Source organism: Streptomyces sp. NPDC003023 (assembly GCF_042888225.1).
GTDB lineage: Bacteria > Actinomycetota > Actinomycetes > Streptomycetales > Streptomycetaceae > Streptomyces.
On sequence record NZ_JBIAPL010000010.1, the window covers coordinates 1 to 17,703 of the forward strand.

21 protein-coding genes and 2 pseudogenes are annotated in these 17,703 nt (G+C 69.6%); 16 read left to right on the top strand and 7 right to left on the bottom strand.

What is annotated here, in order from left to right; all coding sequences use genetic code 11:
* Positions 1-163: 163 nt before the first annotated feature.
* Positions 164-412 (top strand): hypothetical protein, encoded by a 249-nt coding sequence (locus ACFYV1_RS27310; RefSeq protein ID WP_389398246.1) that lies wholly within the window; start codon positions 164-166, stop codon positions 410-412.
* Positions 413-700: 288 nt separating this feature from the next.
* Here ACFYV1_RS27310 and ACFYV1_RS27315 read toward each other — a convergent pair whose 3' ends face one another.
* Positions 701-1,900 (bottom strand): S8 family peptidase, encoded by a 1,200-nt coding sequence (locus ACFYV1_RS27315; RefSeq protein ID WP_389398247.1) that lies wholly within the window; start codon positions 1,898-1,900, stop codon positions 701-703.
* A gap of 549 nt (positions 1,901-2,449) precedes the next feature.
* On the opposite strand from ACFYV1_RS27315, the gene ACFYV1_RS27320 reads away from it, so the two are divergent.
* Positions 2,450-2,761, top strand: coding sequence for a hypothetical protein (locus tag ACFYV1_RS27320; protein ID WP_389398248.1), 312 nt, complete (start codon positions 2,450-2,452; stop codon positions 2,759-2,761).
* Positions 2,762-2,771: 10 nt separating this feature from the next.
* Here the strand turns inward: ACFYV1_RS27320 and ACFYV1_RS27325 are convergent.
* A pseudogene (locus tag ACFYV1_RS27325) lies at positions 2,772-3,454 on the bottom strand (IS5 family transposase); the annotation flags it as partial.
* A 199-nt stretch (positions 3,455-3,653) separates the two neighbouring features.
* Here ACFYV1_RS27325 and ACFYV1_RS27330 point away from each other — a divergent pair.
* The 3 genes and pseudogenes from ACFYV1_RS27330 (at position 3,654) to ACFYV1_RS27340 (ending at position 6,753) form a co-directional block, all read left to right on the top strand.
* Entirely contained in the window at positions 3,654-4,586 is a 933-nt protein-coding gene (locus tag ACFYV1_RS27330) for an aminoglycoside phosphotransferase family protein (protein WP_389398249.1), read from the top strand.
* A pseudogene (locus ACFYV1_RS27335) lies at positions 4,586-5,775 on the top strand (IS701 family transposase); the annotation flags it as partial. The gene ACFYV1_RS27330 and the pseudogene ACFYV1_RS27335, both read left to right, overlap by 1 nt.
* Positions 5,776-6,561: 786 nt before the next feature.
* The gene (locus ACFYV1_RS27340; protein WP_389398250.1) at positions 6,562-6,753 is read left to right on the top strand and encodes a DUF6381 family protein; all 192 of its coding nucleotides are present in this window, start codon (positions 6,562-6,564) and stop codon (positions 6,751-6,753) included.
* A gap of 192 nt (positions 6,754-6,945) precedes the next feature.
* On the opposite strand, the gene ACFYV1_RS27345 is transcribed toward ACFYV1_RS27340, so the two are convergent.
* The gene (locus ACFYV1_RS27345) at positions 6,946-7,554 is read right to left on the bottom strand and encodes a hypothetical protein (RefSeq protein WP_389398251.1); all 609 of its coding nucleotides are present in this window, start codon (positions 7,552-7,554) and stop codon (positions 6,946-6,948) included.
* A gap of 180 nt (positions 7,555-7,734) precedes the next feature.
* Here ACFYV1_RS27345 and ACFYV1_RS27350 point away from each other — a divergent pair, with 180 nt between their 5' ends.
* Positions 7,735-9,114, top strand: coding sequence for a helix-turn-helix domain-containing protein (locus tag ACFYV1_RS27350; protein ID WP_389398252.1), 1,380 nt, complete (start codon positions 7,735-7,737; stop codon positions 9,112-9,114).
* On the opposite strand, the gene ACFYV1_RS27355 is transcribed toward ACFYV1_RS27350, so the two are convergent.
* Genes ACFYV1_RS27355 through ACFYV1_RS27365 form a run of 3 tightly spaced genes read right to left on the bottom strand, consistent with a single transcriptional unit; the run spans position 9,063 to position 11,002 of the window.
* Entirely contained in the window at positions 9,063-9,734 is a 672-nt protein-coding gene (locus ACFYV1_RS27355; protein WP_389398253.1) for a DUF3618 domain-containing protein, read from the bottom strand. The two genes, ACFYV1_RS27350 and ACFYV1_RS27355, sit on opposite strands and share 52 nt — an antisense overlap.
* Entirely contained in the window at positions 9,710-10,201 is a 492-nt protein-coding gene (locus ACFYV1_RS27360; protein WP_389398254.1) for a phage holin family protein, read from the bottom strand. The genes ACFYV1_RS27355 and ACFYV1_RS27360 overlap by 25 nt, the downstream gene beginning before the upstream one ends.
* Before the next feature lie 3 nt (positions 10,202-10,204).
* Positions 10,205-11,002 carry a hypothetical protein gene (locus tag ACFYV1_RS27365; RefSeq protein WP_389398255.1) on the bottom strand — a complete coding sequence of 266 codons (798 nt, stop codon included), beginning with the start codon at positions 11,000-11,002 and terminating at the stop codon, positions 10,205-10,207.
* Between the two features lie 194 nt (positions 11,003-11,196).
* On the opposite strand from ACFYV1_RS27365, the gene ACFYV1_RS27370 reads away from it, so the two are divergent.
* The 10 genes from ACFYV1_RS27370 to ACFYV1_RS27415 all read left to right on the top strand — a co-directional run bounded on the left by ACFYV1_RS27370 (position 11,197) and on the right by ACFYV1_RS27415 (position 16,986).
* A complete protein-coding gene (locus ACFYV1_RS27370) occupies positions 11,197-12,210 on the top strand; it encodes a YihY/virulence factor BrkB family protein (protein ID WP_389398256.1) in 1,014 nt (337 codons plus the stop codon).
* 70 nt (positions 12,211-12,280) lie between these two features.
* Entirely contained in the window at positions 12,281-12,640 is a 360-nt protein-coding gene (locus ACFYV1_RS27375) for a gas vesicle protein (RefSeq protein ID WP_389398257.1), read from the top strand.
* A 90-nt stretch (positions 12,641-12,730) separates the two neighbouring features.
* Positions 12,731-13,159: a gas vesicle structural protein GvpA gene (locus tag ACFYV1_RS27380; protein ID WP_389398258.1), complete on the top strand. Its 429-nt coding sequence runs from the start codon at positions 12,731-12,733 to the stop codon at positions 13,157-13,159.
* Positions 13,156-13,875: a GvpL/GvpF family gas vesicle protein gene (locus ACFYV1_RS27385; protein ID WP_389398259.1), complete on the top strand. Its 720-nt coding sequence runs from the start codon at positions 13,156-13,158 to the stop codon at positions 13,873-13,875. The genes ACFYV1_RS27380 and ACFYV1_RS27385 overlap by 4 nt, the downstream gene beginning before the upstream one ends.
* 4 nt (positions 13,876-13,879) lie before the next feature.
* Positions 13,880-14,113: a gas vesicle protein GvpG gene (locus ACFYV1_RS27390; RefSeq protein ID WP_389398260.1), complete on the top strand. Its 234-nt coding sequence runs from the start codon at positions 13,880-13,882 to the stop codon at positions 14,111-14,113.
* Positions 14,113-14,469, top strand: a complete 357-nt coding sequence (locus tag ACFYV1_RS27395) for a gas vesicle protein (RefSeq protein ID WP_389398261.1) — start codon at positions 14,113-14,115, stop codon at positions 14,467-14,469. The genes ACFYV1_RS27390 and ACFYV1_RS27395 overlap by 1 nt, the downstream gene beginning before the upstream one ends.
* Complete coding sequence (locus ACFYV1_RS27400; RefSeq protein ID WP_389398262.1) at positions 14,462-15,349, top strand: GvpL/GvpF family gas vesicle protein; 888 nt, start codon at positions 14,462-14,464, stop codon at positions 15,347-15,349. The genes ACFYV1_RS27395 and ACFYV1_RS27400 overlap by 8 nt, the downstream gene beginning before the upstream one ends.
* The gene (locus ACFYV1_RS27405) at positions 15,346-15,573 is read left to right on the top strand and encodes a gas vesicle protein (RefSeq protein ID WP_389398263.1); all 228 of its coding nucleotides are present in this window, start codon (positions 15,346-15,348) and stop codon (positions 15,571-15,573) included. Before ACFYV1_RS27400 ends, ACFYV1_RS27405 begins: the two co-directional genes overlap by 4 nt.
* Complete coding sequence (locus ACFYV1_RS27410) at positions 15,570-15,863, top strand: gas vesicle protein K (protein ID WP_389398264.1); 294 nt, start codon at positions 15,570-15,572, stop codon at positions 15,861-15,863. The genes ACFYV1_RS27405 and ACFYV1_RS27410 overlap by 4 nt, the downstream gene beginning before the upstream one ends.
* 94 nt (positions 15,864-15,957) lie before the next feature.
* On the top strand, positions 15,958-16,986 hold the full coding sequence (locus ACFYV1_RS27415; RefSeq protein ID WP_389398265.1) for an NAD(P)/FAD-dependent oxidoreductase: 1,029 nt from the start codon (positions 15,958-15,960) through the stop codon (positions 16,984-16,986).
* 82 nt (positions 16,987-17,068) lie between these two features.
* Here ACFYV1_RS27415 and ACFYV1_RS27420 read toward each other — a convergent pair whose 3' ends face one another.
* Positions 17,069-17,659 carry a hypothetical protein gene (locus tag ACFYV1_RS27420; RefSeq protein ID WP_389398266.1) on the bottom strand — a complete coding sequence of 197 codons (591 nt, stop codon included), beginning with the start codon at positions 17,657-17,659 and terminating at the stop codon, positions 17,069-17,071.
* Positions 17,660-17,703: the final 44 nt, after the last annotated feature.

Sequence of the window (17,703 nt, forward strand, 5' to 3'; positions counted from 1 at the left end):
TCAACCACCTCCACAACACCCTCCACCCCCACCTCACCACCCTCACCCACGCCCTCAACCACCCCCACCAACACACCCCCACCCCACCACCCAACTACTGACCCACCCACAGATCGCCAAGCCGACAGCCCTTCACAGACGCGGAGAGCGATACGGGAAGGTCATGCTCGTGATCAGCCAGGACGGCCGCGCAAGCCGCGAACTCACACTTGCCGGCGGACTGAGCCCCAATGACGTCAGGTTTGTGCACCGCGAGGCACTCCGCGTGCTGCGCCCCGGCATCGACACAGCGCACACCGATGCCTACAGCGACGACACCCTTCCTTCCACGGTGCTGCACTCGTACGAACGCTTGGTGGCCCTGGGACTGCCCCCGACCGTGCTCACCGCCGTACCGGCATCCGCTCGTTGAGCACTCTTCTCGGGTGGGGCCCACAAGGCCGCACCACCCGCGGTCGGCCGTCCCGTCGATGATCGCAGCACGGTCCGGCCCCCGCTGCGACAAGACCACCGCCGTCCACCCGGAGGCCCTCCACAGCGCCGGCGCTCACATCTGGTCCGCAGGCGATCCGGAAGAAGCGGCCCAGGCCGAGCATCGCGCGAGCAGCGTCCCGAGGTGGTCGATGAACCGGTCCGCCGCCGACGTCAACGGCCGCCCGGCAATGAGCGCCGGGCGGCCGTGGCTGTGTGACGGTCGGCGTCAGAACAGCGAGTACAGGAGCCTGTTCGGTGAGCCGTTGCCGGCGTTCTGGACTACGCCGGTGGTGGTGTTGGCGCTGACGGCGTCGCTGACCTGGGCCGGGTCGGCCGTCGGGTGGCCGGCCAGGTAGAGAGCGGCCGCTCCGGCGACGTGCGGGGTGGCCATGGACGTGCCGCTGATGGTGTTCGTGGCGGTGTCGCCGGTGCTCCAGGCGGAGGTGATGCCGACGCCAGGTGCGAAGAGGTCCACGCAGGTGCCGTAGTTGGACCAGGACGACTTGGTGTCGGTCTTGTCGGTGGCGCCGACGGTGAGTGCCTCGGGGACCCGTGCGGGAGAGTATCTGCAGGCGTCCTGGGCCCTGCCTCCCTGGTTGCCGTTGCCGGCGGCGATGGCGTAACTGACCCCGGAGGCGATGGAGTTCTGTACGGCGGCGTCGACGGAGTCGCTGGCGCCGCCGCCGAGGCTCATGTTGGCCACGGCCGGCTTGACGGCGTTGGCGGTGACCCAGTCGACGCCTGCGATGACGCCGGACCAGGTACCCGATCCGTTGCAGTCGAGGACACGCACGCCGACGACGGAAGCTGCCTTGGCGACGCCGTACGTCGATCCGGCGGTGGTTCCGGCGACGTGGGTGCCGTGGCCGTTGCAGTCGTTGCCGTTCCGGCCGTCGCCGACGGTGTCGGTGCCGATGGCGGCCCGGCCGCCGAACTCGCTGTGGCTGACGCGTATGCCGGTGTCGATCACGTAGACGTGGACGTTGGAAGCGGTGGTGTTGTACGTGTACGAGCTGTCGAGGGGCAGTTGGCGCTGGTCGATGCGGTCCAGGCCCCAGGTGGCGTTGGCCTGGGTGGTGTTGATGCGGACCGTGGCGTCCTGCTCGACGTAGGCGACGCGGGAGTCGGCGGCCAGGCGGTGCGCCTGGGCGGCGGACATCTTCGCCGCGAAGCCGCGCACCGAATTGCCGTACACGTGGGTGAGTTCGCCGTCGTAGGCGCTGGTGAGGGCTTCGGCGGTCGGGCGCACGGAGGCTTTGTACGTGTCCTTGAGTACCACGATCCAGCCGTCGGCGACGGCGGTGGCGACGGGCGCAAGGCGGACGTCGGGGCGGTCCGCGCCGTGCGCCGGTGTGGTGGTGAGGAGTCCGGCGGCCAGAGCGGCGGCGGGGATGAGCACGCGAAGGTGTCGCGCGGGGGATCTCATGTGATGAACCAGACCTTCCGTTGTCCGGGTTGCGGGCAATTCGGGTCGTGCGGGGCATCGCCGCCCGGGGTCTCCGGTCGGCTCCCGGTCACAGGTGGTCAGGCTGCGAGCGGGTACGGACGTGCGGCTCATCACCCCCGGGCGCTCACGCGCCCCATTTGAGCCGTGCATGACAGTGCCATGGGGTCTCGAGCACACGCAAGATGCCGGATGCGTCCGCGTCAAGCAGCCTTCCAGGGCGTTCGATCGCTGCGGCCTCGCAGTAAGCGCACACCGGGGCCGCCGCGTGTGCGCCCGGCCGGCCATTGCTTCCTGGTTTAGCCTCCGGTATCGGCTTCGGTACGGATGTCGAGCTTGACCAGACGTTTCAGCTCGGCACGCGCGCCTGGACAGCCTTTAAAGAGCGTTTGTCCCGGCAGAGCTGTTTGATAACTCGGGCGGCAAGGCGGCTTCAGGTGGTCGTGCGTGTGTGACGATCGGGTCGTGTGGGCCCGTAAGGTCTGCGGCTGCGTGCGGGATCGGCCGTGGAGGCAAGGAGGGGTGCTGGGAATGGGCAGCGTGGGAACAGCGCGGCTGCTGATCAGCAACGGCGGTGACGCGACGTTGGAGCTGACCGTGGAGCCCTGGGCGGAGACGCACCAGATTCTCCCGAAGCAGACGTGGGTCGTGGTCACGCACTCGCCTGCAGCGGATGGTTCATGGTCTGGGACTCTGCGTCGGGACGAGCCATTCCAGGTGGACCATCGGCCCGAATCGGTCACGGTGTGGGTCAACGGCAACTGCTTCCACCTCAGCGACGTGGAGGGGAACGCGATCGACGCGGCTGACTGGCACTGCCCTGTTCAGGGCTCTTCCTCCTGACTTGGTGTGCTCAGGGGTCGCGCCAGTTCGGGTCGATTCGCGGGCGAGCCGTCGGCTTATGAGGTCGACCATCGCCACCTGGATCACGGCTTCGGAGCGGTGAGGGTGGGTCTCGTAGTCGCGGGCGAGACGGCGGTGGTGCATGAGCCAGCCGAAGGTCCGCTCGACGACCCAGCGCCTCGGAATCACCTTGAAGCCCTTCTGGGCAGGATCGCGTCGGGTGACTTCGACGTCGATGCCGAGGGTGGCGCCGTGTTCGACGACCTTGGTGCGGTAGCCCGTGTCGGCCCATGCCTTCGTGACACGCGGGTGGTCTGCGGCGATGTTCGAGAGTACGTGGATGCCGCCGGCATTGTCGGAGACGCTGGCGGCGGTGACCAGTACGGCCAGGAGGAGGCCGAGTGTGTCGACGCCGATGTGGCGTTTGCGGCCTGCGATCTTCTTGCCCGCGTCGATGCCTTGGCCGGCGGCCGGGACATTCGCGGAGGTCTTGATGCTCTGGGCGTCCAGGACGCAGGCGGTCGGCTCGGCGTCGCGGCTTTCGGCTTCCCCGACCAGGCGCCGCAGGAGTCCGTTGAGCTGGTCGAAGACCGCGTCCTTCTGCCAAGCGGCGAAGTAGCCGTAGACGGTCTCCCACGGGGCGAAGTCGTGCGGCAGGTACCGCCAGGGGATCCCGGTCCGGTCGATGAGTATCTATCTTCATGTCCCGTGCCCCGAGCAGCCCCCCACGACGAACCGATCACTTGACCTCATTTCAAGCCGCCCGCCATAAGAACCGACGTCTTAGTACTCCAGCTGTAGATCGTGATCTTCGTAGTGCGGGGTTTGCCGGGCGGCGGGAGCGGCCATCTTGGCTTGGTGGCTGTGGTGGGCTGGCGCGTAGGGTGCCGGGGTGATCGCGATGCCAGAGGAGTTCGCGCGGAGCACTGTCGACCGCGAGGGGGATGCCGGGGCGGCTTGGCTCGCCGAGCTGCCCGGGATCGTGGGGGAGTTACTGGGGCGCTGGGGGTGCGTGCCGGATGGAGAGGTCATGCACGGGGGCGTCGGCGTCATCGTCCCGGTACGGCGGCGGGCTGAGGAGAGCGCCGTGCTGAAGGTGTCGTTTCCACATCCCGGCAACGTTCATGAGCCAGATGCGTTCGTTGCGTGGGGTGGGTGCGGCGCCGTCCTGTTGCATGAGCGCGACGACGCGCGGTTCGCGATGCTGCTGGAGCGGGTGCAGCCGTCGACCCTGGCGGAGATCGAGGACGGCGACGAGGTGGTGACAGTCGCCGGGCGGCTCAATCGTCGCCTGGCCATCCCTGCACCGCCAGGTCTGCCTCGACTGCGTGAGCAGGCCGATGCCTGGGAGGAGCAGCTGTGCACGGATGCCGAGGAACTGCCGCATGCATTGCCGCGCCAGGTGCTGGAGGCTGCCGTGGCGACCGTTCGGGAGCTGGGTCGGGCCCAGCCGGACACCGTGATCCACGGCGACCTGCATGCCCGGAACATCCTGCGTGCCAGCCGCGAGCCGTGGCTGGCTGTTGACCCCAAGGGGTATGCAGGAGATCCGGCTTACGACGGCGGCACATTGCTGAAGTCCCGCGCGCTGACGCTTCTGGAGGCGGATGACCTGCCCAAGGCTGTCGACCGTGTCCTGGACGTCTTTGCCGAGGCCGCGGAACTCGATCGCGTACGCGTCCAGCGATGGGCCCAGTTCCATGCTGTCCAGGCTGCTTTCTGGGGTCGCCGTCATGGGTTTCGTATCGCCCGCAGTGGACCTCGGCTGGACTGGCTCACCGAGTTTGCCGACCGCCTGGCGGAGTTGCTCACCGAACGCTCGTAGTGCGTGTTGGTGCCGGCCGGTTGGTGCTGGGCCTGCTGTCGGACCTGCCACGCAAGAACCTGCTGGACGATCGCGGAATGGGCTGGGGAGGCCAGCCCGCACGGCACGCAGCACCTGCTGTGCCGAGCCGTCTGGGACGCCGATGGCGTCCGTGATGACGTGCGCGAATACGTCGTCGAGCACCTCTATGACGAGGCCGCGGTCCTGGGTCGATGAGACCGGCGACGTGAAGAAGGGCACCCACACGGTCGGGGTCCAGCGCCAGTACACCAGAACGGCCGGACGGATCGAGAACCCCCAGGTCGCGGTCTACCTCGTCTACGCCGGGACGCGCGGGCACACGGCGGTGGACCGGGAGCTATACATCCCACGCTCCTGGACACGTGACCCGGACCGCTGCCAGGCAGCCGGCCTCGGCCCGGACACCGCATTCGCGACCAAGCCAGACCTGGCCCGCACGATGATCGAACGATTCCTGGACGCCGGACACCACATCGGCTGGGTCACCGGGGACGAGGTCTACGGCGGCAACCCAAGACTCCGCACGGCTCTGGAGGAGCGCGGCGTCAACTATGTCCTCGCGGTGGCCTGCTCGACCAAAGTGCCCACCAGTGCAGGCAAGTTCCGCGCCGATACCCTGGCGCGGAAGGTGCCGAAGCGGGCCTGGCAGAAGCTCTCGGCCGGACGCGGCGCGAAGGGACAACGGTTCTACGACTGGGCCGTCATCGACCTCGCCGAAGCAGCACCGGGCCATCACCAGCTACTGATCCGCCGCAACCACAGCACCGGCGAACTCGCCTACTACCGCTGCCACTCCACCACGCCGGCATCCTTGGCCACCCTGGTCAAGGTCGCGGGTTCCAAATGGCGAGTGGAGGAGACCTTCCAAACCGAGAAGGGACTGGCCGGGCTGGATGAGCACCAGGTCCGCCACTACCCCTCATGGGCCCGCTGGGTCACCCTCGCGATGCTCGCCCACGCCTTCCTCGCCGTCGTCCGCGCCGACGAACACGCACACCGACCCGCACCGGACGACCTGATCCCGCTGTCCTGCAACGAGATCTGCCGCCTGTTCATCGCACTCGTCGTCCGGCCCGTCCGCGACGCCGTTCACCGGCTCGCCTGGTCCGACTGGCGCCGCCGCCACCGGGCACGATCACGCACCAGTCACCACCGGCGGCAAGTCGCATCCCAGACATGGAGATCACGATCTACAGCTGGAGTATTAGGCTCTGTCCGACAACAGGATTCGGGTTTCTGTTCACGCTCAGCCGGCATGTCCCCCGTGTGGGAGGCCGGTTGGTCTGCGAGTCCTGAAGGGGGTGTCGAATGCCAGGCACGAGGTCGGATGCGTCGGAGGTTCTCTGGTCAGGACAACTCGGATGCCTGTGCGCAGAGGTACGCGACGTGGACGGCCAACGAGTTCTCCGAATCGGCGACTGGTCCACCGTCGTGACAGCCCAGACGGAGATCCGTCACCGAAGCGGCCTGCTGAGCCGGCGCATCATCGTTCGCCAACCGGGACAACCCCCATTCGTTCACCGCTACCGGCTCTCGGGGCTGCTCCAGGTGGCCCCCCTGTGGGAGGCCACCTACGACCGGTGGTCGGCTGAAGCCGACGACCCGGGGTTGGGCCTGGTCGAACTGCTGGGTGGCACAGATGACTGGCAATAGTTGATCTTGTGGTGGCTCGGGGTGAGTTGCCGGATGCAGACACCCCGATTCACCCACCTGGTTGCTCTACGCGGAAGTTTCGGCTGCCAGGCAGCAGCGTCCTCCGCTTCGTCGGCTGTTCGGGACCCGTACGCCCCGAGTCCCGAGCGGAGGCTGATCACGTAATGGGGAATCATCGTCCGATGGAGGCGCCGCCCGGGTGTGGCGGTCACGATGGGTGACGCTTCCGGATGCGCTTGCGGCGCGGCCCTGGTTGGCTGGACGGGCCCGCTCTTCCTCATTACCGCAAGGAGCGTTGATCATGAGCGTTGCAGGTGAGTCCGGCGGCCGAGCGCGTCAGATGCGTGAGAAGGCCCAGGAGCTGAAGCAGGCCGCGGAACGCGCCACGGACCCCCAGGAGCGTCAGCGTCTGGAGGAGAAGGCCAAGCGACTGCAGGCGCAGAGCGAGCAGGAGAGCAGTATGGGTGGCGGCGACATCTACCCGCCGCAGTAGACCTGTTCGACGCTGCCCGGCTGATCGGCCCGCTTCCCTCGGGGAAGCCACCGATCAGCCGGGCAGCGTCGTGTCGTGACCGCGTGGAATCGTGCCGATCGGGTCGCAGGGCCGGCCCCCGCCCCCGTGGTGCGGGGGCCGGCCCTGGGCCGGGGCTGCCGAATGCGGTCGGCGCGCCCCTCGGCTGCTGGATCAGTAGAGCTTGGCGACGGCGGTACCCGTGGTCTCCTTGAAGCCGGTGAGGGGCGCCCCGTCGAGGTCTCCCATCTGGCCCCACTCGACGACGGTCACCGCGCGACCGTCACGTCCGACGGAGTAGAGGGCGATGTCCGTGGAGCCGACCTCGGGGTACGAGGTGTCGATGCTGTAGATGTGAGCGCCCTCCTCCACGTCGACATACCCGTGGTAGAAGGCCTCGCCCTCAAGGCCCGGGTTCTGCTCCTTGAGCCGGTCCAGGCAGGTCGCGATCGAGGAGCGGAGCTCGGCGGCGAGCGCCTTCGCCTTGGCCGCGGTGGGCATGACCGTGGTCGTCTGGCGGGCGCCGGTGTCCAGTTCGGTCCTGAAGTCGCGGTAGCGGGTCGAGGACCTGGGTGCGATGTCCTCAGTGCACACCGAGCCGGAATCGGGCAGTCCCTGCCGCACCGGGTCGGCGTACCACGGGGTGATCGAGGCGGGCAGTTGGGCTGCCGAGAGGAACGCCGGCGCTGGAGCGGCCGAGGCGGTGACGGTGGCCGCGGTGAGTGACGCGCCGGTGACGGCCAGGACGGCGGCGACCACCGCGACGGAGCGGATCTGCTTCATGAAGGCACTTCCCCCAGGTAGGGCTTTTGCTGAACGACCGCCAGAGTGGGTGAGGCACAGGGCACTTGCAAGGAACGCCGCCCCCTCGGGAAAGGTGGAACCATTCCACCCCCATTGACGTGGGCTTTGTTGAGCGGGGTGAAACGCCTCCTGAAACGGGCGGCACGGAGGAGCGGTGGGGTGGAAGCGCCGATGGACGACGCGGCGAGGGCATTCGCCGACAAGGTGCGCGAGCTGCGGGAGGGTTCCGGCCGGACCTACGAGTCGCTGGCGCGTCGGGTGGGAGTCGGTGCGTCGACGCTGCACCGGTACTGCTCGGGTCGCACTGTTCCGATGGACTTCGCGCCGGTCGAGCGGCTGGCCCGGCTCTGCGGGTGCCGGGGCGAGGAACTGGTCGACCTGCACCGGCTCTGGGTCCTGGCCGACGCGGAGCGCGGCGCGCGTCAGGAGCGGGCGGCGGGCGCTTCGGCGGACACGGCCGCCGAAGCGCATGTGGCCGACGGCGTCGGCAGCGGCACAGGCAGCGGCGGCACCGAAGTCGCAGTGGAGGAACAAGGGGGTGACGGTCCCGGCACGCGCTCCGCCGGGCGGCCTCACACCGTCCCCCTCACCCCCGCCCCCGCTCGTCGTCGCGCCTACGTCGCCGCCCTGACCTCGGTCGTCGCAGCCATCGCCCTCGTTCTCGGTTTCGGCGGGTTCACGCTCACCTCGGGCGGGAAGCGCACGGCGACGGGCACTGATGGCGGCGGCCCGGTGCCGGTCCCGTCGGCGGAGCACGCACCCCCTGCGGCGCCCCCCTCATCGGCTCCCACGCCGTCCCGCACCTCCCCTCGCGCTCCCGGTGCGGCGAAGGCGGACGGACCTTCGTCAGACACCGCTTCGAGCGGTCTCCCAGGATCGAACTCCCCCGGTGCGGCGGCGGGGGCGGTGCCGTTCACCTGGGTCACGGACGATCATGTCTGGCGGGACGGCTGTGCCCACTCGTACCTCGTCGACCGGTCCCCCGCCGAGGTGGCGCCGCCGCCCGTGGCGGCCGACGCCGAGCAGTGGGCCCGGTCGTTCGGAGCCGTGCACGGGGGCGAGACCCGGGTGCGGATCACCTTGCAGGGCAAGGGATCGCAGGCGGTGGTGCTCGAATCGCTCCAGGTTCGCGTGGCGGCCCGGCAGAGTCCGCAGGGACTCGGAACGTACCGCATGAGTTCGGGCTGCGGCGGATCGCTGACGCCGCGGCTGTTCGACGTGGATCTCGACACGTCGCGCCCGGTGGCCCGATCCGTGGCGGGCAACGACGCCGGTGAACCGATCCCGGCGGTGTCGTTCCCCTACCGGGTCTCGGTCACGGACCCGGAGGTGCTGCTGGTCACCGGTCGGACCGTCGCGTGCGACTGCGACTGGTATCTGCAGCTGCGGTGGTCCAGCGGCGGCAGGTCGGGCACCGTACGGATCGACGACGGAGGCCGGCCGTTCCGTACGAGTGCCCTCGGGGACGGACCTGTGTACGACTACGACTACGGCTCGCGTCGCTGGGTCTCGTCCCTGCCCACTGCCCGCAGGCCCTGAGCGGTGTCCTGCCCGGCGCCCCGGGCCTCTTCCTTTGTGGTCTGAGCCGCGTCCTGCGCGGCGGTCCTGACCGCCTCCATGGCCTGGTTCGCCGGCCCGCGCAGCCCTTCCTGCACGTCGTGGGCGCTCTGCTTGACCGGCTGGAGGAGTTCGTCGGAGTGCTCTCGCAGCTGCTCGCCGACGCGTTCCTCGGCCTTGGAGGGAGGCAGGAACGCGGCTGCCAGCATGCCCGCGCCGAACGCGACGACGCCTGCCGCGAGCGGGCTGCCCTCGGTCCGTTCCCTGACCCTGGCAGGTGCCTGGTGAGCGGCGCTGCCGAGCCGGCCCGCGCTGTCCCTGGCCTTGCCCGCGGTGTCCTTCGCCATCCCGCCGACGGTCTCTGCGCTCTGTCCTGCGCTGTCCGCCACGTCGTGCGCCTTGGAGGACAGGTTGCTTCCGGTGTCCTTGGCCGAGCCCATCACATGCTCCTTGATCCCCCTGAGTCGGTGCTGCGCCGAATCGGCTTTGCGGCGGGCGATCCTGCGGGGCGCCATCCTGTCGGCGAGGAGGTCCACGTTGCGGGCCAGGTGGGCCCTCGTGTGTTCCACTTCGCTCCTCAGCTCGTCGGGTTGCGTACCCATCGGGCGTCCTCCTTCAGGGTCTCCACGGTCTGTTCGGGTTTGAGGTTCACGTCCCGCATCTGCTTGCGGCCGCGCATGAAGAGAACCGCGCCCACCAGGGCCCAGACGCCGGTCACGATGAGTGCCGCCCACGCCCAGTCCATGACGTTGGCGAGGGCGAAGACGACGGTCAGGCTGCCGAGCAGGAGCACGAGGTGCCCTGCGTAGCCCGCGCCGGCGAGCATGCCCGCGGCCTTGCCCGCCTTCGTCGTCTCCTCCTTGATCTCTGCCTTGGCCAGTTCGATCTCCTCGCGGACCAGCAGCGAGAGGTCCTTGCTGATCTCGCTCACCAGCTCACCGACCGAGGGTTCCTCGCCCGGTCGTCGGACGACGGCCGAGGGCTCGACGGGCCTGCCTGTCTCACCGCGGGCTGTCAGCCTGCGGTGTTTCGCCGCCGGTGGTGCGTGATCGGTGTAGACGGTGGCCACGGCTCAGCTCCCTTGTGTCGGCGGGTACCTGTCCTGGTCCCGGCTGCGGGGGTACGCGGGCGGGGTGTGCGTCTCGGCCGGGCCGGTGTCCCGTTCGTGGCCCGGCGTGTAGTGCGGTGGCTGCGACTGGCCGTACTTCTCGAGCGGGTCCGGTTGCCCGTACCCGGCGCGGGACGGCTGCGGGCGGGTCTCCGCCGTGCCCGTTCCGGCGGGCGCGAGGCGGGCCGTGCCGCCGTCGGCCCCGTAGGCGCCCGTGCCGTCGTCGCGTCCGATCGCGTCTCGGTCGCTGCCGCCGGATCCGGCGGCGCTGACGCCCTTGCCGGCGCGCGCGACGGCGAACCCGGCGAGAGCCGCGCCTGCCAGGAAGACGCCTGGCTTGCGCCTCGCGAAGTCCTGAAGGTCGCTGATCAGCCCGTCGGGGCCCCGGGTCTCCAGGCGGGTGGCCACTCGCCCTCCGCCGTCGGCGATCTGGCGGACCACTCCGGCCGCGCCGGATCCCGATCGGGCCGCTCTGCTCATCTCCATCAGGTCGTCGGACACCCTGTGGAGGTTGGCGGCCAGACTGTTGGTCTGGGACTGCGCCTGGTCGTGGAGCTGGACACGCACCTGGCCCGCCAGATCCTTGGCCTGGGAGCGTGCCTCGCCGGCCACGCCCGCCGCCTGCCTCTTGGCGGTGCCCGCCACGCTGGAGGCCTGCTCGGTGACCACCTCCGCGCCCTGCGCCGCCTTCTCCTGCACTGCGCTCGATGCTGCCGCGGTCTTGTTCTGGTCCCTGCGGTCGGGGCCGTCGATGTCGCTCAAAACTCCTCCAGCGTCAGACGATGCGGATCTTGTTCTGGTGCGGGTACCCCTGCTCGGACATCGCATTGCCGCATATCAGGATAAAAATCATTGAAACTCTCAAAAGCTACGAAACCCCGGGATTCTCCCCATGTCAGGCACATGCTTCCGCGGGGGCGGTTCAAACCGGAGCAGCAGCGGATACCCGCTCCGTCATGGGACGCACAGAGAAGACAGAAGCAGGCGGGCCTGCAGCTGACGAGCCCGCACCGGACGGACCGACGGACCTGCCGAAGAAGTCGTGGCGGGCGGTCCTGCGACGGACGGTCAAAGAGTTCAAAGGCGACGAGCTCGCGGACCGTGCCGCGGCGCTCACCTATTACGGGGTGCTCTCGCTGTTCCCGGCGCTGCTCGTCCTCGTCTCGCTCCTGGGCATCGCGGGCGAGTCGGCGACCAAGGAGATCCTGGACAACATCCAGAAGCTCGCGCCCGGTGCCGCGCGCGATGTGATCACCGACGCCGTGGAGCAGTTGCAGGGCCGGGGCGGCACGGGCTCCGTTCTGGCGATCGTCGGCCTGCTCGCGGCCGTGTGGTCGGCCTCCGGGTATGTCGCGGCCTTCATCCGCACGTCCAACGCCGTCTACGACATCCCGGAGGGCCGGCCGGTGTGGAAGGTGCTGCCGCTGCGGCTGGTCCTGACCTTGGCGCTGATGATCCTCGCGTGCGCGAGCGCGCTGATCGTCGTGTTCACCGGTGGTCTCGCCCGGCAGGTCGGCACGGCGCTCGGCATGGGTGACACGGCCATGACCGTGTGGTCGATCGCCAAGTGGCCGCTTCTCGTGGTGCTCGTGATCATCATGATCGCGATCCTCTACTGGGCGTCGCCGAACGCGAAGGGACGGGGCTTCAGGTGGGTGACCCCGGGCAGTGCCGTCGCCGTCGTCATCTGGCTGCTCGCCTCTGCGGGCTTCGCGCTGTATGTGGCCAACTTCGGCTCGTACAACAAGACGTACGGCACGATCGCCGGCGTCATCATCTTCCTGGTGTGGCTGTGGATCACCAATCTGGCGATCCTGCTGGGCCTGGAGTTCGATGCCGAACTGTCCCGCGAGCGGGCGGTCGTCGGCGGGTTCCCGGCCGACGAGGAACCGTACGTGCAACCTCGTGACACCAGCACCTGGACCGACGAGGAACGGGACGGCGCGGATCCCCGGCCTCCCGCACAGTGAGCACCGGAACGGTTCACCCCACTGGGGTTTGGCGACGCCGGGGCCGGATACCCGCTGTGCCGAGGCAACTATGGAACGTACTTCGGAGAACGCGCACATCGAAGAGAACGACGCCGACGACGAGAAGAACGAGAAGCGGAGTCCGGCCCCGGACCGGGGCAACAGGCCCCTCCGATCGGTGGAGGTGCTCCGCACGACGCGGGCCCAACTCGCCGAACTGACGGGGATGGACGCGGAAACAGTGTCGTCGTTCGCCCGGACGGACGACGGGTGGCGGCTCGTGGTGGAAGTACTCGAGCTGGCCCGCGTCCCCGACACATCAAGTCTCCTCGCCTCCTACGAGGTCGAGGTCGACACGGACGGCGAACTGACTTCCTACCGGCGGACGCGGCGTTACGAGCGCGGGCGGGCCGACCGCCCGTCCTCCTGAGACCGGGCACCGGCCCGGCCTCTCGCACCCGCCGGCCACCGAGCCGGCCGGACGCCGCACACGGCTTCAGACATGGAGGGCATCACACCAATGACCGTTGTCCCGGCACAGCAAAGCGCGGGCAGCCGCGGCAGCACCGGCCTGTACGACGTACTGGAGCTGGTACTCGACCGGGGGCTCGTGATCGACGCCTTCGTACGCGTCTCGCTGGTGGGCATCGAGATCCTGAAGATCGATGTACGTGTCGTCGTCGCGAGCGTCGACACCTATCTGCGGTTCGCGGAGGCATGCAACCGTCTCGATCTGGAGGCGGGGAACCGCAAGGACCCGGGCCTGCCGGAACTCGTCGGCGAGATGACCGAGTCGGGCGCCCGCGGCAAGTCCAAGGGCGCCCTCGCCGGAGCCGCGCAGAGCATCTCCGACGCATTCGGCGGCAGGCACGACGAGGACGAGGAGAAGGAGTCCCGGCCGCGGGCCGGGCGAAGCAGCGGCTCCCGCCGGAAGGAGGAGCAGAGTTGAGCACGTACGTCTACGGAATCACCCGGAACTCCGCCGGCCTCCAGCAGGTTTCCCGGCCCGACGGGGTCGGTGACCCGCCACGGCCGGTCCGTGTGCTGAGTCAGGGCCGGATCGCGGCCCTGGTCAGTGACGCTCCGGAGGATCTCAGGCCCAAGCGCAGGGACCTCGTCGCACATCAGAACGTGCTGACGGAGGCCGGCGCAGCGGGGCCGGTGCTGCCTCTGCGGTTCGGCGGCGTGTCCCCCGACGACGACGCGGTCTTCTCCGTACTGGCGGAGCGGGAGGCGCACTACCTCGAGCGGCTCGACGCGGTCGAGGGCAAGGCGGAGTTCAACGTGAAGGCCGACCACGACGAGGAGGCGGTGCTGCACCGGGTCCTCGCCGATGATCCCGATCTGCGTTCCATGGGCATCGCGCAGAAGGCCGCCGGCGGTGGCAGTCACGAGGACAGGCTCAGGCTCGGTGAGCTGATCGCGGCGGGCGTGCGCCACCGCGAGGAGCTGGACCGCGCGGAGGTGCACCGGGCGCTGGTGGACGCGGCCGTGGACTCGGCACCCGGTCCCGAGGACTCCGGCCGGGTGGCGAACCTGTCGTACCTGGTGGCACTGGAGCGGGCGGAGGACTTCCTGAAGGCCGCCGGGGAGTTCCAGCGGGCGAATCCGCAACTGCGGTTGCAGGTCAACGGTCCACTGCCCCCGTACAGCTTCGTGGAGTGACCACATGGGCCTGCTGGGAGAACTGCTGCTGCTGCCTGTCGCACCGGTCCGCGGCACCTCCTGGGTGCTGCGACAGGTGGTGGCCGAGGCGGAGCGGCAGTACTACGACCCCGCCGTCGTGCAGCGTGAACTCGCCGAGCTCGTCGAGCTGTTCGAGGCCGGTGAGATCGACGAGACCGAGTTCGACCGGCGCGAGGACGAGCTCCTGGACCGGTTGGCGACGAAGGGCGGACGCTGATGACGACGGCACCGGGCCGGTTCCCGAGCCCCTACGACTCCGGCGGCGGTGGAACCGATCTCGCGGACATCCTCGAACGGGTCCTCGACAAGGGCATCGTCATCGCGGGTGACATTCGCATCAACCTTCTCGACATCGAGCTGCTCACCATCAAACTGCGGCTGATCGTCGCCTCCGTCGACAAGGCCAGGGAAATGGGGATCGACTGGTGGGAGCACGACCCCGGGCTCTCCTCCGGCGCGCGCCGGAGGGAACTCGAGGAGAAGAACGCCGAGTTGGAACGGCGGGTCGCGGAGCTGCAGGCGGTCGCGTCACCCGCCGTCGACGGCCGGGGGACGGGAAACGCTCATGAGTGATCTGCTGTACGTGTACGCGGTGACCCGTGCTCCCCTCGACGGTGTGCCCGCCGGGACGGAGGGGATCGGCGGGGCACCGGTCGAGGCGGTCGAGCTGCGTGGTCTCTCGGCGGTCGTGAGCCAGGTACCGGCGGAGGAGTTCGAAGAGGCCCCGCTGCGCGGATGCCTGGAGGACCTCGACTGGCTGGCCGGCACCGCTCGTGCCCATGAGTCGGTGGTGCGGACCGTCAGCGGCATCACGGGCGTGGTGCCGCTGCGGCTGGCCACCGTATGCCGGGGCGAGAGCGGGGTCCGCCGTCTGCTCGACGACGGGTACGCCCGCTTCGCGGCGAATCTCGGCAGACTGGAGGGGCGTGTCGAGTGGGGCGTGAAGCTGTACGCGACGGCCCGGCCGGAGTCTTCGCCGGATGATGGCCCGCAGGCGGGTCGTACCGAGCGGGAAGCATCGTCGTCGGGCCGCGACTACCTGCGACGGCGGCTGCGGAGCCGCAGATCCGGCGAACAGAATCGGGCGCACGCCGACGCCCTCGCCCGCAGGCTGCACACGGAGCTCGCGCAACGGGCCGAGGCACATTGGCCGCACCGTCCGCAGAGCGGACAACTGGCGCGTGCGGACGGTGTGAACGTGCTCAACGTCGCGTTCCTCGTGAGCCTCGAGGAGAGCGAGGCGTTCGTGGAGCTGGTCGAGCGGCTGACTCCGCAGGAGGAGGGCGTCCGTGTGGAGCTGACCGGGCCCTGGGCGCCGTACTCGTTCGCGGATCTCCCGGGCGGAGGTGAAGGCCTCTCGGACACCGGTGAAGGCCTCTCAGGCACTGGTGAAGGCCTCTCGGACGCCGGCGCGGATCTCTCGGGCGCCGGTGAGGAGCGGGGCTGTGCATGACGGCGGCCGACGACACCTCACCGCTCGCCCACCGGGAGCTGGCCCTCGTCGATCTGCTGGACCGGCTGCTCGCCGGTGGTGTGGTCGTCGCCGGCGACGTCACGCTGCGGATCGCCGACGTGGACCTCGTGCGGATCGATCTGCGGGCCCTGATCAGTTCGGTCGGCCCGCGGGTGCCGTCGCCCTGGCCGTCAGTGGAGCAGGACGAAGGAGAACACGGATGAGCGGGACACCGACGCAGCGCCGGATGGAGCTCGACCCGGACACCGTGGAGCGTGACCTCGCACGGCTCGTCCTGACAGTGGTGGAGCTGTTGCGGCAGCTCATGGAGCGGCAGGCGCTGCGGCGTGTGGACACCGGGGAGCTCACCGAGGACCAGGAGGAGCGCATCGGCATGACGCTGATGCTGCTGGAGGACCGGATGGACGTGCTGCGGGACAAGTTCGGTCTGGAGCCGGGTGATCTCAACATCGACCTCGGTCCGCTGGGACCCCTGCTGCCGCGCGAGGACTGACTGTCCACTCCGGAGCAGCTTGCCATTCCAGCAATTGTTTTTGCGAAATCGTGGAGTGTGGTCGCAGTATCTCCGGAGAACGGAGGTACACCACATGTCCACATATACAGAGGCAGAACCGATCCGGTCCGCCGCGGGGACACCCGCGCGCCGGCGATACGAGGTCGTGGTCGTCGGAGGTGGTGCCGCGGGCCTGAGCGGAGCGCTCGCCCTCACCCGGGCGCGCCGCTCGGTACTGGTCGTCGACTCGGGCCGGCCGCGCAACGCTCCGGCCGGCCACGTCCACACGTACCTCACCCAGGAAGGCGTGACCCCGTCACAGCTGCTGGCCAAGGGCCGCGCGGAAGTGAGCGGTTACGGCGGTGAGTTCGTCCGCGGAAGTGTCGAGAGCGCCGAACGTCTCCTGGACGGACGGTTCCGTCTGGTGCTCGCCGGCGGAGCCGCGGTGGAGGCGGACCGTCTGCTCGTGACGACCGGGCTCGTCGACGAACTGCCCCCCGTGCCGGGGCTGGCCCTGCGGTGGGGGCGTGACGTGCTGCACTGCCCCTACTGTCACGGCTGGGAGGTGCGCGACCAGGCCATCGGTGTGCTGGCCACCGGCCCGTTGTCCGTACACCAGGCCCTGATGTGGCGGCAGTGGAGCGAAGACGTCACGCTCTTCCTGCACACCGGTCCCGAGCCCGGTGAGGCGGAGTACGAGCAACTGGCCGCCCGCGGGATCGCCGTGGTCGACGGGCGGGTCGTCTCCGTGGAGGCGACGGACGACCGGCTCAGCGGTGTCGTCCTGGAGAGCGGGCAGCTGATCCCCCGCCAGGTGCTGGTCGTCGCTCCCCGCTTCACCGCCCGGGCCGCCTTCCTCGCCGGGCTGGGCCTCGCGGTGAGCGAGCAGGAGATGAACGGCCTCGTGATCGGGACCCGCATCGCCGCCGACTCCTCCGGTGCCACCTCGGTCCCCGGCGTATGGGTGGCGGGGAACGTCGCGAACGTCTCCGAGCAGGTGATCGGTGCCGCCGCCGCGGGTGTTCGCGCCGCGGTGGCGCTCAACGCCGATCTGATCTCGCAGGAGACCCGGCGGGCCGTCGAGAGGGCCGGGCGGGGAAACCTCTTCTCACCGGCCCTGTGAGCGCGGCGTCGTGAGGGCGGCCTCGTGAAGCCGGCCTCGTGAAGCCGGACGGGGGCACGGTGGGGCCGGACGGGCGGGCGCATCACACGAACAGGAACGCCACCGGGGTGACCGCGCCCAGTCCGGCACCCGCGACGGTCTGGGCGACCGAGTGGTACCCCAGCGCGACACGGGACCAGCACACCGCCACCACGAGTGCGTACGCGGCGGTCCACCACGGCGAGTGGACCGCCGCGAGCAGTGCCGTGACGGCGGAGGCCACGGCCGAGTCGACACTGATCTTCCAGGCGGTGTTCACGGCGAGGAGCACGACGGTCATCGCCCACAGGGCGGTCATCGCCACCAGAATGCCGACGGGAGCGTTCCCGAGGACCATCACCAGAGTGCCGAAGCCGATGGACCCGAGGATCACGAGGAAGATCGGAGCGCGCCGCCGCCGGTCCACGACATGCCGGTCGCCCCAGGTGCCGCGCCGGCGCTCCCACTCTATGTAGGCAGCGGGGACGACACCGGCGCAGAGCGCGCCCAGCAGGCCCCAGGGCACCCCTGTCCAGTCGCCGGCCGAGGCGAGTCCGATGCCGAGCATGCCGAGGAGCAGGACGTTGCGGGGCTGGAGGACGTCGGTGACCTTCCTGGCCGCGTCGGTGGTCTGCTGCGCGGCGCCGGCGGTCATGCTCATTCCTCACGGATCAACGACGGGAGCCGTCGGCCTCGTCG

Coding starts and splice junctions, on each gene's coding strand:
- ACFYV1_RS27310 (WP_389398246.1), top strand. CDS start 164: ATGCTCGTGATCAGCCAGGACGGCCGCGCAAGCCGCGAACTCACACTT.
- ACFYV1_RS27320 (WP_389398248.1), top strand. CDS start 2,450: ATGGGCAGCGTGGGAACAGCGCGGCTGCTGATCAGCAACGGCGGTGAC.
- ACFYV1_RS27390 (WP_389398260.1), top strand. CDS start 13,880: ATGGGCCTGCTGGGAGAACTGCTGCTGCTGCCTGTCGCACCGGTCCGC.
- ACFYV1_RS27340 (WP_389398250.1), top strand. CDS start 6,562: ATGAGCGTTGCAGGTGAGTCCGGCGGCCGAGCGCGTCAGATGCGTGAG.
- ACFYV1_RS27370 (WP_389398256.1), top strand. CDS start 11,197: ATGGGACGCACAGAGAAGACAGAAGCAGGCGGGCCTGCAGCTGACGAG.
- ACFYV1_RS27380 (WP_389398258.1), top strand. CDS start 12,731: ATGACCGTTGTCCCGGCACAGCAAAGCGCGGGCAGCCGCGGCAGCACC.
- ACFYV1_RS27415 (WP_389398265.1), top strand. CDS start 15,958: ATGTCCACATATACAGAGGCAGAACCGATCCGGTCCGCCGCGGGGACA.
- ACFYV1_RS27420 (WP_389398266.1), bottom strand. CDS start 17,659: ATGACCGCCGGCGCCGCGCAGCAGACCACCGACGCGGCCAGGAAGGTC.
- ACFYV1_RS27375 (WP_389398257.1), top strand. CDS start 12,281: ATGGAACGTACTTCGGAGAACGCGCACATCGAAGAGAACGACGCCGAC.
- ACFYV1_RS27395 (WP_389398261.1), top strand. CDS start 14,113: ATGACGACGGCACCGGGCCGGTTCCCGAGCCCCTACGACTCCGGCGGC.
- ACFYV1_RS27355 (WP_389398253.1), bottom strand. CDS start 9,734: ATGGGTACGCAACCCGACGAGCTGAGGAGCGAAGTGGAACACACGAGG.
- ACFYV1_RS27410 (WP_389398264.1), top strand. CDS start 15,570: ATGAGCGGGACACCGACGCAGCGCCGGATGGAGCTCGACCCGGACACC.
- ACFYV1_RS27315 (WP_389398247.1), bottom strand. CDS start 1,900: ATGAGATCCCCCGCGCGACACCTTCGCGTGCTCATCCCCGCCGCCGCT.
- ACFYV1_RS27405 (WP_389398263.1), top strand. CDS start 15,346: ATGACGGCGGCCGACGACACCTCACCGCTCGCCCACCGGGAGCTGGCC.
- ACFYV1_RS27400 (WP_389398262.1), top strand. CDS start 14,462: ATGAGTGATCTGCTGTACGTGTACGCGGTGACCCGTGCTCCCCTCGAC.
- ACFYV1_RS27345 (WP_389398251.1), bottom strand. CDS start 7,554: ATGAAGCAGATCCGCTCCGTCGCGGTGGTCGCCGCCGTCCTGGCCGTC.